This window comes from Pseudoxanthomonas putridarboris (assembly GCF_038321125.1).
Lineage (GTDB): Bacteria > Pseudomonadota > Gammaproteobacteria > Xanthomonadales > Xanthomonadaceae > Pseudoxanthomonas_A > Pseudoxanthomonas_A putridarboris.
This window is the reverse complement of sequence record NZ_JBBWWT010000002.1, coordinates 282,030-294,958: the sequence shown is the minus strand read 5'-3', so window position 1 is coordinate 294,958 and position 12,929 is coordinate 282,030. Positions and strand designations below refer to the sequence as shown.

11 protein-coding genes and 1 tRNA gene are annotated in these 12,929 nt (G+C 69.4%); 4 read left to right on the top strand and 8 right to left on the bottom strand.

Going from position 1 to position 12,929, the window contains the following annotated elements; translation table 11 throughout:
• The first annotated feature begins 116 nt into the window (after positions 1-116).
• The 3 genes from ftsY (at position 117) to AAD027_RS05380 (ending at position 2,788) form a co-directional block, all read left to right on the top strand.
• Positions 117-1,274 (top strand): signal recognition particle-docking protein FtsY, encoded by a 1,158-nt coding sequence (ftsY, locus tag AAD027_RS05390; RefSeq protein WP_341724992.1) that lies wholly within the window; start codon positions 117-119, stop codon positions 1,272-1,274.
• 180 nt (positions 1,275-1,454) lie between these two features.
• Positions 1,455-2,519: an A/G-specific adenine glycosylase gene (gene mutY / locus AAD027_RS05385; protein ID WP_341724991.1), complete on the top strand. Its 1,065-nt coding sequence runs from the start codon at positions 1,455-1,457 to the stop codon at positions 2,517-2,519.
• Positions 2,519-2,788, top strand: a complete 270-nt coding sequence (locus AAD027_RS05380) for an oxidative damage protection protein (RefSeq protein WP_341724990.1) — start codon at positions 2,519-2,521, stop codon at positions 2,786-2,788. Before mutY ends, AAD027_RS05380 begins: the two co-directional genes overlap by 1 nt.
• 239 nt (positions 2,789-3,027) lie before the next feature.
• Here the strand turns inward: AAD027_RS05380 and AAD027_RS05375 are convergent, their stop codons facing one another.
• Positions 3,028-3,474, bottom strand: a complete 447-nt coding sequence (locus AAD027_RS05375; protein ID WP_341724989.1) for a DUF6491 family protein — start codon at positions 3,472-3,474, stop codon at positions 3,028-3,030.
• Between the two features lie 177 nt (positions 3,475-3,651).
• Here AAD027_RS05375 and AAD027_RS05370 point away from each other — a divergent pair.
• A tRNA-Phe gene (locus tag AAD027_RS05370) sits at positions 3,652-3,727 on the top strand.
• 188 nt (positions 3,728-3,915) lie between these two features.
• Here the strand turns inward: AAD027_RS05370 and AAD027_RS05365 are convergent.
• The 7 genes from AAD027_RS05365 to AAD027_RS05335 form a co-directional block, all read right to left on the bottom strand.
• A complete protein-coding gene (locus tag AAD027_RS05365) occupies positions 3,916-5,133 on the bottom strand; it encodes an acetate/propionate family kinase (protein ID WP_341724988.1) in 1,218 nt (405 codons plus the stop codon).
• Positions 5,130-6,554 carry a bifunctional enoyl-CoA hydratase/phosphate acetyltransferase gene (locus AAD027_RS05360; protein ID WP_341724987.1) on the bottom strand — a complete coding sequence of 475 codons (1,425 nt, stop codon included), beginning with the start codon at positions 6,552-6,554 and terminating at the stop codon, positions 5,130-5,132. Before AAD027_RS05360 ends, AAD027_RS05365 begins: the two co-directional genes overlap by 4 nt.
• Positions 6,555-6,608: 54 nt before the next feature.
• Complete coding sequence (locus AAD027_RS05355) at positions 6,609-7,490, bottom strand: universal stress protein (RefSeq protein ID WP_341724986.1); 882 nt, start codon at positions 7,488-7,490, stop codon at positions 6,609-6,611.
• Entirely contained in the window at positions 7,487-10,246 is a 2,760-nt protein-coding gene (locus tag AAD027_RS05350) for an HAD-IC family P-type ATPase (RefSeq protein ID WP_341724985.1), read from the bottom strand. The genes AAD027_RS05355 and AAD027_RS05350 overlap by 4 nt, the downstream gene beginning before the upstream one ends.
• Before the next feature lie 248 nt (positions 10,247-10,494).
• Positions 10,495-11,241, bottom strand: a complete 747-nt coding sequence (gene phbB / locus AAD027_RS05345) for an acetoacetyl-CoA reductase (protein ID WP_341724984.1) — start codon at positions 11,239-11,241, stop codon at positions 10,495-10,497.
• Entirely contained in the window at positions 11,231-11,752 is a 522-nt protein-coding gene (locus AAD027_RS05340) for a phasin family protein (protein ID WP_341724983.1), read from the bottom strand. Before AAD027_RS05340 ends, phbB begins: the two co-directional genes overlap by 11 nt.
• Before the next feature lie 46 nt (positions 11,753-11,798).
• Positions 11,799-12,929, bottom strand: coding sequence for an ABC transporter permease (locus AAD027_RS05335; protein ID WP_341724982.1), 1,131 nt, complete (start codon positions 12,927-12,929; stop codon positions 11,799-11,801).

The following is a 12,929-nucleotide window of genomic DNA, read 5'->3' as shown; positions in this document are numbered from 1 at the left end:
TCCACGGGGTTTCCCACTGTCGTTATCGGCCCGGCCTGCCCCGGCTTTAGGCCGTCCTGCACGGGCCGGGAACGGCCGGGTGGTAGCATGTCGCCCTCTTTTCGATACCCCCTGAAATGATCGGTTTTTTCCGCCGCAAGAAGCCCAAGAACAGCCCGGACGCCGGCCCTGCCCCCCTCTCCACCGAGGAAATCGCCGCCGCCTTCCCGCGTGCACCGGCCGAGGCCTTGCGGGAAGCGACCGACGCCACCCCGCCCACTGGCGGATCAGGGGCGGCGCCCCCGCCGCCCGAGAGCCCCCCTTCTCCCCCACCCATGGAGGAGAAGGAGCCCGAAACCGCCGCACCTGCCCCCGCCGGCAAGCCCGGCTGGCGCGACCGCCTGCGCCGCACCAGCGCCGCCCTGGGCCTGGGCGGCCTGTTCTCGCGCAACCCGCGCCTGGACGACGACCTGCTGGACGAGATCGAGACCGCGCTGCTGACCGCCGACGTCGGCGTGCCGGCCACCAGCGCGCTGGTGGAGGATCTGCGTAAGCGGATGAAGGCGCGCGAATTCGCCGATGCCAATGCGTTGCTGAAGGCCCTGCGCGCCGATCTGGTCGCCCTGCTGCAACCGGTCGCCAAGCCGTTGGTGATCGACGCGGGCGCCAAGCCCTTCGTGGTGCTGACCGTCGGCGTCAACGGCGTGGGCAAGACCACCACCATCGGCAAGCTGGCGCGCCGCTTCAAGGAAGACGGCCACCAGCTGATGCTGGCCGCCGGCGACACCTTCCGCGCCGCCGCGGTGGCGCAGTTGCAGACCTGGGGCGAACGCAACGGCGTGCCGGTGATCGCGCAGGGCCAGGATGCGGATGCCGCTTCGGTCGCGTTCGACGCGTTGCAGGCCGCCAAGGCGCGTGGCTTCGACGTGCTGATCGCCGACACCGCCGGCCGCCTGCACACCCAGCAGGGCCTGATGGCCGAACTGGGCAAGATCCGCCGCGTGCTGGCCAAGCTGGACGAAACCGCGCCGCACGAGGTGCTGATGGTCATCGACGGCACCACCGGCCAGAACGCGCTGTCGCAGTTGCGCCAGTTCCATGCCGCCGTCGGCGTCACCGGGCTGGTGGTCACCAAGCTGGACGGCACCGCCAAGGGCGGCGTGGTGTTCGCGCTGGCGCGCGAGTTCGGCATCCCGATCCGCTACGCCGGCATCGGCGAGCAGCTGGAGGACCTGCGCGTGTTCGATGCGGAATCGTTCGTCGACGCGCTGCTGCCGGAAGCGTTGGGTGGCTGATCCGGCTTGGTGCCCTGCAGGAGCGGCTTCAGCCGCGACAGACGACCCGACGTGCGTTGGAAGTGGTTGTTCGCTATCCAGACGCGCTGCGGCGCGTTCATCATTGTGCGCCATGGACTGCTGTCGGGGCGCGGCCGCGGCTGAAGCCGCTCCTACAATGGCTTCGTTCTACGCCTTCGCATGAAAGCAGCCACCACCGACACCTTCGCGCACCGCTTGCTCGCCTGGTTCGACGTCTCCGGCCGCCACGACCTGCCGTGGCAGCACCCGCGCACGCCGTACCGCGTGTGGCTGTCGGAAATCATGCTGCAGCAGACGCAGGTCGCCACGGTGATCCCGTACTTCCAGCGTTTCGTCGAGCGCTTCCCCACCCTGCCCGACCTGGCCGCGGCGTCCACCGACGACGTGATGGCGCACTGGGCGGGCCTGGGCTACTACGCCCGCGCACGCAACCTGCACGCCGCCGCCAAGGCCTGCGTGGCGCACCACGGCGGCGAGCTGCCGCGCGACTTCGATGCGCTGCATGCCCTGCCCGGCATCGGCCGCAGCACGGCGGGCGCGATCCTGGCGCAGGCGTGGGACGACCGTTTCCCCATACTCGACGGCAACGTCAAGCGCGTGCTCACGCGCTACCACGGCATCGGCGGCTGGCCCGGCCTGCCCGCGGTGGAGAAGCAACTGTGGGCGCTGGCGCACGCGCACGTCGAACACGTGCCCGCCGGCAGGCTGGCCGACTACACGCAGGCGCAGATGGATTTCGGCGCCACGCTGTGCACGCGCGCCAGGCCCGCATGCGTGCTGTGCCCAGTGAACGAGGATTGCGTGGCGCGTCGTGAAGGCCTGACCGAGGCACTGCCCACGCCCAAGCCCGGCAAGCCACTGCCCGAACGCGAGGCCGTGGCGCTGCTGCTGGAGAACACCGCCGGCGAACTGCTGTTGCAGCGCAGGCCGCCGACCGGCATCTGGGCATCGCTGTGGACGCTGCCGCAGGCGGACACCGACGCCGGGATGCGCGACTGGTTCGCGCAGGAGATCGCGGGCGACTACGACAATGCGGAAGAGCTGCCGCTCATCGTCCACACCTTCAGCCATTACCGGCTGCACCTGCAGCCGCTGCGCGTGCGCAAGGTCGCCCTGCGCGACACGGTGCGCGACAATGACGACCTGCGCTGGGTGGCGCGGACCGACCTGGCCACGCTGGGCCTGCCGGCGCCGATCCGCAAACTCCTGGGAAATGGAAGCTGATGCCCCGCACCGTCTATTGCGAATACGAAAAGCGCGAAACCGAAGGGCTGGATTTCGTGCCCTACCCCGGCGAACTGGGCAAGCGCGTGTTCGCCCACATCGGCAAGCCGGCGTGGGCGGCGTGGCTGGCGCACCAGACCATGCTCATCAACGAGAACCGGCTGTCGCCGCGCGATCCCAAGCACCGCGCCTTCCTGGAAGCGGAACTGGAGAAGTTCCTGTTCGGCGGCAACGCGGAAAAGCCCACCGGTTACGTACCCGAAGCCTGATGCTGCAGGCCGGGCCGATGGGCTGGCGTTTCCGGCCCTGTCATGGGTCATCGCATGTCGGCAAGCAGGGTATCCCTGCCTGATGCATGGCCCAGGATTGCGAAGTACCGCAGGTCGGGCTACGGCCCTACATCGCTATCTTCAATCGTCCCCGACCGTGCCAATCCCGCACGCTCTTCCTGTCCCGGTCATCGGGGACAACCCCGACCCGCCGGCGTCACGGTGCGCCGGGGCGCACCCTACTTCGCTTCGCGCTCCACGGCGGCGGCTTCGCGCATCTCCTTCTGGCTGGCGCGCAGGGCCTTCACATCCAAGGGACGGATGGTCTCGATGCGGCACGGGATGCGGATGCTGCCGGTGCCGCCGCCGCGTGGCACGACGTCGTCGAAGCGGGCGGACACGCGGTTCATGTGGTGGGTGATGGTGATGGCCGGCGCGTAGTCCAGATCGTTGCAGGGACCGGAGAGTTCCAGCAGGTAGGCTTCGCTGGGCTTGGTCCACACGGCCAGGGCGGTATTGCCCAGCGGGGTCCAGCCGTTGATGGTGCCGAAGTAATGGAAATCCCTGACCGGTCCGCCGGCGTGGCCGCGGTACATGTCCAGGCGTTCGGCGTCGGTCTGTTTCGGGCCGGTGGCGCAGGCGCCCAAGACGGCGGCCATCAGGGCAAGGGGAATCAGGCGTTTCATGGGGCCTCCTGTCGATGGTGTCGGGGCTCTCTCTTGCACGGAATGATGCACCTGCCGGCCGCGACCGGCGGCGCCCCAACGGGCACACGTTCAGCGCGGGTGCGGCTTGCCATCCCCCCGGCCGATCCGTATCATTGCGCCTCTTCGCACCGGCTCAGCCGTAACGCGACAAACCTTGGCCGGGTAGCTCAGTTGGTAGAGCAAGGGATTGAAAATCCCTGTGTCGGGGGTTCGATTCCCTCCCCGGCCACCATGTAGTTTTCCGTAGCAGTTCCCGAAAGGCTGGAACCCCTGGATGCACAAAGGGTTTCGGCCTTTTTCGTTTGCGCGATTGTCCATCTTCTTCCGTATCAATCCCCGTGACAACGGGGGCATCGTCGGGGGCATCCATGACGCCACGCACCGTGCGGTCAGCTCGTTCCGACAGCCTGCCCCATGGAATCAGAGGCAGGCCAGCGCCTGCCGGGCCGCGATCCATTCTTCGTTGGTCGGTTCGACCGCGACACGCACCTTGCTGCCATCGGTCGAGATGACCGTTCCATCGCGCGCGTTCGCCTCTTGGTCGAGCGCGACGCCCATCCACTCCAGCGCCGCGCAGACGCGTTCGCGGACGAAGGCGTTGTGCTCACCGACGCCGGCGGTGAACACCAGCATGTCGAGGCCGCCGAGCACCGCGGCCAGCGCGCCGATCTCGCGGACGATGCGGCGCACGTACAGGTCCAGCGCGATGCGCGCGCGTTCGCCGCTCTCGCCTTCGTCGTTCTCGTGACGGACGACGACGCGCGGCTCGGAGGAGATGCCGGAGACGCCGAGCAGGCCGGACTCGTGGTAGAGGAGGTGGCCGACCTGCTCCAGGCTCAGCTTCTCGATCTCCATCAGGTACAGCACCGCGCCGGGATCGAGCGCGCCGGTGCGCGTGCCCATCATCAGGCCGTCGAGCGCCGAGAAACCCATCGTGGTGGCGACGCTCTGGAGATCGCGCATCGCGCACAGGCTGGCGCCGCTGCCCAGGTGCGCGACGATGGTGCGCCCGCGCGCGGCATCGCCATGGCGCGCGGGCAACTTCTCCGCGATGTAGGCATAGGACAGGCCGTGGAAGCCGTAGCGGCGCAGGCCGCGCTGCCAGGCCGAGTACGGCAGCGGCAGGATCTGTTCGACCTTCGGGATGGTGTGGTGGAAGCCGGTGTCGAAGCAGGCCACCTGGGGAATGTCCGGGCGCTCGCGCAGCAGGATCTCGACGGCCTCCAGCGCGAACGGCTGGTGCAGCGGCGCCAGCGGCACGTAGCTCTTCAGGTCGGCCAGCACGCCGGCATCGACCCGCACCGGGTCGAAGTACTTGTTGCCGCCGTGCACCACACGATGCGCGACCACCGCCAAGCGGCGGCCATCGAGGCGCGCGACCACGCGCTCGCGGATCAGCCGCAGCGCGTCGCGATAGGGATGCGCGGGATCCAGCGCGATGGCGAACGGCGCCACGCCGGTCTCGCCGAAGTCCGGGCGGGGTCCGCCGATGCCCTGTACCTTGCCGTTCCAGGCCGGGGCGTGCGGTAGCGGGTCGCGGCCGGCGTCGAACAGCGCGAACTTGATGCTCGACGAACCGCAGTTGAGCACCAGCACCAGATCGCCGCGGGTCGCGTGACGGTCTTGCGCGCCGCTCATGGCGGCGAGGTCCGGTAGTGGTGGGCCAGCATCAGCGCGATGGCGCAGGACGCGATGCGCGATTCGCGCGAGTCGGCGCGGCTGGTCAGGATCACCGGCACCTTCGCGCCCATCACGAGGCCGGCGCTGGCGGCCTCGCCCATGTACATCAGCTGCTTGGCCAGCATGTTGCCGCTTTCCAGGTCCGGCACCACGAGGATGTCGGCCTGCCCGGCGACATCGGAGACGATGCCCTTGGTGCGCGCGGCGGCGATCGACACCGCATTGTCGAAGGCCAGCGGGCCATCGAGCACGCCGCCGGCGATCTGGCCGCGGTCGGCCATCTTGCACAGCGCCGCGGCATCCAGCGTGGCCGGCATCGTCGGGGTCACCGTTTCCACCGCTGCGAGGATCGCCACCCTCGGCTCGGCCACGCCGATCACATGCGCCAAGTCGATCGCGTTGCGCACGATGTCGGCCTTCTGCTCAAGGTCTGGGGCGATGTTGACCGCCGCGTCGGTGAGGATGAACGGCCGGGGGTAGAGCGGCGTCTGCAGCACGAAGCAGTGGCTGACCCTGCGCTTGGTGCGCAGGCCGGACGCGGACGACACCACCGCGGCCATCAGTTCGTCGGTATGCAGGCTGCCCTTCATCAGCGCTTCGACGCCGCCCTGCTTCGCCAGCTCGGCCGCGCGCGCGGCGGCGGCGTGGCTGTGCGGCACGTCCTCGACGACGATCCCCGACAGGTCCAGGCCCGCTTCCGTGGCAACGGACTCGAGCTTCGCGCGTGGCGCGACCAGCACCGGGACGATCAGGCCGGCGTCGCGCGCGTCCAGCGCCGCCGACAGGCTGAGTTCGTCGCAAGGGTGCACGACCGCGACGCGGACCGGTTCCAGTGTGGCCACATGCGCGAGCAGGCGTTCCAATCCCTCGTGGCCGGCGACGTCGAGGCGGATCTCGGGCAACGCGGTGCGCGCGCGCTCGATGCGCTCGGCCGGCGCCACGACTTCCGCGTCGCCTTCGATGACCACCTCGCCATGCTGGTTGGTGCAGGTGCAGGCAAGCGTCACGTTGCGCGTGGCCGGCTCCTTCGCGGCCACGCTGACGCGGACCGTCAGGCGGTCGCCCACCTTCACCGGCGAGCGGAAACGCAATGTCTGGCTGCGATAGACCGTCCCGGGGCCGGGCAACCGGGTGCCGAGCACCGCGGAGATCAGCGCCCCGCCCCACATGCCGTGCGCGATCACCTCGTGGAAACGGGTGGTCGCCGCGAACGCCCGATCGACGTGGTACGGATTGATGTCGCCGGACGCCACGGCGAACAACTGGATGTCCTCCATCGTCAGCGTGCGCTCGATGTCCGCGCTGTCGCCGACCTCGAGTTCGTCGAAGGTCCGGTTGCGCAGCAGCTTCAGGTCGTCATCCACGGGATGTGCGCTCATCGGGATCTCCATTGTCCTGCCCGGAAGCGGCGACGACCGTCGGCACGCATGCCGTCACGCCCGCACGACCAGCGTGTCGGCCGTCGTGGTGGTGACGATGCGCCGGGCGACGCTGCCCACGACCAGCTCGTAGACGGCGCCATGGCCGTGGGTGCCGACCACCACGAGATCGGGCGAGAACGTTTCCAGGTACTGCTGCACCAGGCGCGCCGGATCGCCGTGCTCGACGAGCAGTTCGACTTCGCCGAAATCGGCCAGGCCGTCGTGCAGGAACGCCTGTCCTTCCTCGCGCAACTGCCGCCGCGTCTGCGCGATCGCGTCGTCCTGCGTCGTGTCCATCAATCCGAGCATCGGGATCTGGAACCCGTGCAGCAGCGTCATCCTGGCCTCGGGGAACAGTGCATGCGCCCTGCGCAGCGCCGCGCGCGACGGGGCGGAGAAATCGCTGGCCACCAGCAGGTGGCGGTAGTCGGCATGCGCGCGTTCGCGCACCATGAGCAGCGAGGTTTCCGCGCGCCGCAGCAGCCGGTCCACGGTCGAACCGAGTACCGCCGGGCCAAGCACGCCCTGCCGCACGGGGCCGGTCACCACCAGCATGTCGCCACCGCCATCCAGGATACCCGCGAGCTGTTCGCCCGCGGACCCCTCGCCCACGCGGACATCCCACGTGGTGCCCGCATCGGCGAACTCCCGGTGCAGCCGCCTTTCGGCGCGCGCCTGCGGCGAGGGCGCGCGATACCAGGACGGGATCGCGTGCCGCGGCACGTTCTGCGCCAGGGCTTCCCCCGCCTCGACGATGGTCGCCGCGATCGCGGGCCCGCCATGCTCGCGCGCCAGGCGGATCGCGCGATCGGTCGCGCGGTCGCAGCGGGGGCCGAGATCGGTGGCCAGCAGCACGCCCAACGGATGGGGCGCGGTCGTGTCGTGTTCGCTCATATCGTCACTCCAGGGGATGGCGCGGATTTCTCCGTCGCCGGTTTGAGTTCGTCGAAGAGGCCCATCTTCCTCAACAGCCATTTCTCCACTTCCAGCACCAGCATCATCGCCATGCCGGCCAGCACGATCACGATGCCCTCGAACAGCGGCACCGGACGACTGTCGAATATCGCCTGCATCCACGGCAGGTAGGTGAAGGCCAACTGCGCGAGCACCACGGCGGCGATCGCCCACAGCACCGCGGGCGTGCCGCGCAGGCCCTGCAATGAGAACGAGGTGCCGTGCAGGTAGCGCACGCTGAAGAGGTAGAAGATCTCCATCACGCAGAACATGTTGACCACCATGGTGCGCGCCGTCTCGACGTCGTGGCCGCGCGCCTGCGCCCAGGCGAAGATGCCGAACGCGCCAGCGCTGAACAGCAGCGACACCAGCACGATCCGCCACAGCATGAACGGCGACACCAGCGCCGCGTCGCGCCGGCGCGGCGGACGCGCCATCACGCCCTGCTCCGGCGGCTCGAACGCGAGCGCGAGGCCGAGGGTCACGGTCAACACCATGTTGATCCACAGGATCTGCGGCGGCGTCATCGGCAGCACCAGGCCGAACAGGATCGCCAGCACCACCGCCAGCGCCTCGCCGCCGTTGGTCGGCAGCGTCCAAGCGATCACCTTGCGGATGTTGTCGTAGACCGCGCGGCCTTCGTACACCGCCGCGTCGATGGACGCGAAGTTGTCGTCGGCCAGCACCATCTCGCTGGCTTCCTTCGCCGCCTCGGTGCCCTTGTGGCCCATCGCGATGCCGATGTCGGCCTGCTTGAGCGATGGCGCGTCGTTGACGCCGTCGCCGGTCATCGCCACGGTGTGCCCGCGCGACTGCAGCGCGCGCACGATGCGCAGCTTGTGCTCGGGCGTGGTGCGCGCGAACACGCTGGCCGATTCGGCCAGCGTGGGCAGGTCGGCGTCGGCCACGCCTTCCAGTTCCTGCCCGGTGACCACGCGCACCTCGTCGGCGAGGCGCAACTGTCCGGCGATGGCGGCCGCGGTCGCGGCGTGGTCGCCGGTGATCATCTTCACCGCGATGCCGGCGCTGCGGCAGTCGGCGACGGCGCGGATCGCCTCGTCGCGCGGCGGGTCGATGAAACCGACGATGCCCGCGAACACCAGTCCGCCCACGTCCGGCAGCTCGAACCGTTCGGGCACGCGTTCCAGCTTGCGCCAGGCGAAGCCGAGCACGCGCTGGCCCTCGGCGCCGGACGCATCGATGGCGCGCCGCCAGAACGCGGGATCGAGCGCTTCCTCGCCCATGCCATGGCCCGCCTGCCATGCGCTGAGCGCCAGCACCTGCTCCGGTGCGCCCTTCACGCACACCAGCGCGCCCTCGCCCTCGATTTCCGCATGCAGCGTGGCCATGAAACGATGCGCGGCGTCGAACGGCACCTCGTCCAGCCGCGGATGCATGCTGCCTATCGATGCGCCATCCAATCCCGCCTTGCCCGCCAGCGCGAGCAACGCGCCTTCCATCGGGTCGCCGTCGATGCGCCAGCTTCCATCGCTTGCGTGCAGCCGCGCGTCGTTGCACAGCAGGCCGATGCGCGCCACGCGCTCCGCCGCCGCCAGCGCCGCATCGCCGCCCGCGCGGGCGGACAAGGCGCCGACGGGCGCGTAGCCGCCGCCTTCGGCCTCGACTTCGCCGGCGGCGGTGACCACGCCGCGCGCGGTCATTTCGTTGCGGGTGAGGGTGCCGGTCTTGTCGGAGCAGATCACCGTGGTCGCGCCCAGCGTCTCCACCGCCGGCAGCCGGCGCACGATGGCGTTGCGCGCGGCCATCCGGCGCACGCCGATGGCCAGGGTGATGGTGATCACCGCGGGCAGGCTTTCCGGCACCACGCCGACCGCCAGCGCGACCACCACCATCAGCGCGTCCAACCACACGTAGCCGCGCGCGGCGACCGCGAACACGAACAGCGCCGCCGCCGCCACGATGGCGATGGCGGTGAACGCCTTGCCGAAGCGCTTGATCTGCTGCAGCAGCGGCGTGGTCAGCATCTCCACCTGGCCGAGCAGCGCGCCGATGTGGCCGATCTGGGTGTGCGTGCCGGTGGCGACCACCACCGCCGTGGCCTGCCCGGCCGACACCAGCGTGCCCGAGTACAGCATCGAGGTGCGTCCGCCGAGATCGGCGCCTTCCGCGACCGCATCGACCGACTTCTCCACCGGCACCGATTCGCCGGTCAGCACCGACTCGTCCACGCGCAGGCCGCGACCGCGCAGCAGGCGCGCATCCGCGGGTACGCGGTCGCCAGCTTCCAGCAACAGCACGTCGCCAGGGACCAAGGTTTCGACGGCGACCAGCCTGCGTTCGCCGTCGCGCAGCGCGCGCGCCGACGGCGACAGCATCGAACGCAGCGCCGACAGCGCCTGCTCGGCGCGACCTTCCTGCACGAAACCGACGATGGCATTGATGGTCACCACCGCCGCGATCACCGCCGCATCGACGCGGTGGCCGAGCGCGAGCGCGACGATCGCCGCCGCCAACAGGAACAGGATCAGCGGATCGTTGAAATGCCGCAGGAACCGCCGCCACGCCGGTACCGGGCGTGGCGGCGGCAGTTCGTTGCGGCCGTACGTCGCCAGGCGGGCGGCGACCTCGGTGTCCGACAAGCCCGCCGCGGACGCCGACAGGGCCTGCAGCACGTCATCGCTCGGCCGCGCATGCCAGTCGCTTCGCGCGACGGTGGCCGGCGGCGCCGTCACCATGCTGCCGTCCCGTCGCCCGCCGCGGTCACGGCCCCGGATCCGGGCCACCCGCATCGTTCCGGTCTTCCCGCTCCCGCGCATTTCCCCGCCCGGTGCGGAACGGTGCCGCGCCGGATTCCGAAGCCGGCGGCAAGGCCGCCAAGGACGGGGCCGGACGCGGTGCATGCGGCGGGTGGAAGGACGATGTCGCGCATGTTCTAACCTCGCTCGTGCGTTGTCGGAAGGCTTCCGCCATGGGGAGCGGCCGCTCAATACATGTGCTGGCCGCCGTTCATCGACACGTTGCTGCCGGTCATGAACGCGGCAGCGTCGCTGGCGATGAAGGCGACCAGCTCGGCGATCTCCTCGGGCTCGCCGAGGCGACCGACCGGAATACCGGCGACGATCCGCTCCAGCACCTCCTGCGGCACGGCCGTCACCATCCTGGTGGCAAGATAACCCGGCGACACGGTGTTGACGGTGACACCCTTCTTCGCCACTTCCTGCGCGAGCGCCTTGGTGAAGCCATGCATGCCGGCCTTGGCGGCGGAGTAGTTGGTCTGTCCGAACTGGCCCTTGCTGCCGTTGATCGAGGAGATGTTGACGATCCTACCCCAACCGCGTTCGAGCATGCCCTCGATCACCGGCCGGGTGACGTTGAACACCGAGTCCAGGTTGGTGCGCAGCACCGCATCCCAGTTGACCTTGCTCATCTTGCGGAAGACGCCATCGCGGGTGATGCCGGCGTTGTTGACCAGGATGTCGACGGTGTGGCCATCGGCCTGGATCTTCGCGGCCAGCGCCTGGCAGGAAGCCTCGTCGGCGACATCCACGGCGTAGGCCGTGAATGCGTAGCCGTCCGCCGCCTGGCGTTCCAGCCAGGCGTGGACGTGGTCGTTGCCGGGCGAATGCGCGACCAGCACGGTGTGCCCGCGATCGTGCAGCACGCGGGCCACCGCTTCTCCCAACCCACCCATGCCGCCGGTGACCAGGGCGGTGCGTCCGCTACTTGCCACGTCCGCCCCCCTTCGCGGCCTTCTTGGCCGCAGCCGCCGCCGCCGGCTCGGGCTCAGGCGCGTCCGCGCTCGCGGATGCCGCCGCCTGGAACAACTGTTCCCAAGGCGCGAACATCTTTTCCCACGCGTCGGCGAACGGCGCGCCGGGAATGCCGCCCGAACCCAGCGCCTCGGCGGTTTCCTTCTGCCAGGCCCGCAGCGCTTCCTGCAGTCCGTTGGCGAACGCGGTCTGCGCGCTCACCGCGATCTGCACGGCGGCCTGGCTGTCACCGAAGCGTTGCTGCAACTGCCGCCAGAACGATTCCGCCGGCAGCGTCGCCAGCGTCTGCCAGTCTTCGGTCTTCAGCAACTCCTCGATCTCGGCGTTGCTCTCGGCGATGCCGTCGCCCAGCAGGCGGTTGCTGAGATCCAGCCATTGCTGTCCGCCCTGCTGGGCCAGGCGGTTGATCCTCGTCTGCAGCTCGATGTTGGCCTTGAACAGGCTCAGGGGCAACTCGGTCTTTCCGCTCATGTCGATTTCCTCGTTTCCAGGGAGAGAGCGTCCATGCGGGATTCCATCAGGCCATCTGGCCGATGGTCTTGCGGAAGCGCCACAACGACAGCGCGAACAGCACCGCGCCGATCGCCAGCAACGCCAGCAACTGCGTCCACACCACCTCCAGCCCGGCGCCGCGGCAGAGGATGGCCTGGCCCAGTTCGACGAAATGGGTGGTCGGCGCGACCAGCATCAGGTTCTGCACCGGCTCGGGCATGCTCTCGCGCGGCGTCGCGCCGCCCGACAGCATCTGCAACGGCATCATGATGAGGACCATCAGCATGCCGAACTGCGGCATGTTCCTTGCCAGCGTGGCCAGGAATATGCCCATCGACGTGGTCGCGAACAGGCACAGCGCCGAGCTGGCGAAGAAAAGCGCCAGCGAGCCCTCGACCGGCACCGAAAGCAGGCCGCGCACGACCAGGTTCAGCGACAGGAACGATGCCAGCAGGACCACCAGGCCCATCGACCAGACCTTTGCCAGCATGATCTCGGTCGGCGTCACCGGCATCACCAGCAGGTGCTCGATGGTGCCATGCTCGCGCTCGCGGATCAGCGCCGCGCCGGTCAGGATGATCGACAGCATGGTGACGTTGTCGATGATCTCCATCAGTCCGCCGAACCAGGTCTTCTCCAGCGCCGGGTTGAAGCGCACGCGCAGCGCCAGTTCGACCGGCGGCGGCGCGGCGCCGCGATGGCGCCGCACGAATTCGTCGACTTCGCCCATCACGACCTGCTGCACGTAGCCGCTGCCGGCGAAGGCCTGGCTCATGCGGGTGGCGTCGATGTTGAGCTGGATCTCGGGCGCGCGCCCGGCCAGCACGTCGCGCTGGAAGCCGGGCGGGATGTCGAGCACGAAGGTGAAGCGGCCCGCGTCCATGCCCGGGTCCACTTCCGCAAGCGAGATCATCCGCGGCGGCATGAACTGCGGCGGATAGAACGCCGAGACGATGCGCTGGGACAGCGGCGATCCGTCCTCGTCGACGATCGCGATGGGGGCGTTGTGCAGGGTTTCCGGCATCGCCGTGGCCGAGGTGTACACCGCGGCCGTGAACACGTAGACGATCAGCACCATCATCACCGGGTCGCGCCACAGGCTCCACAGTTCTTTGACGCCCAACCGGTAGATGTTGCCGAGGCTGCGCCCGTTCAT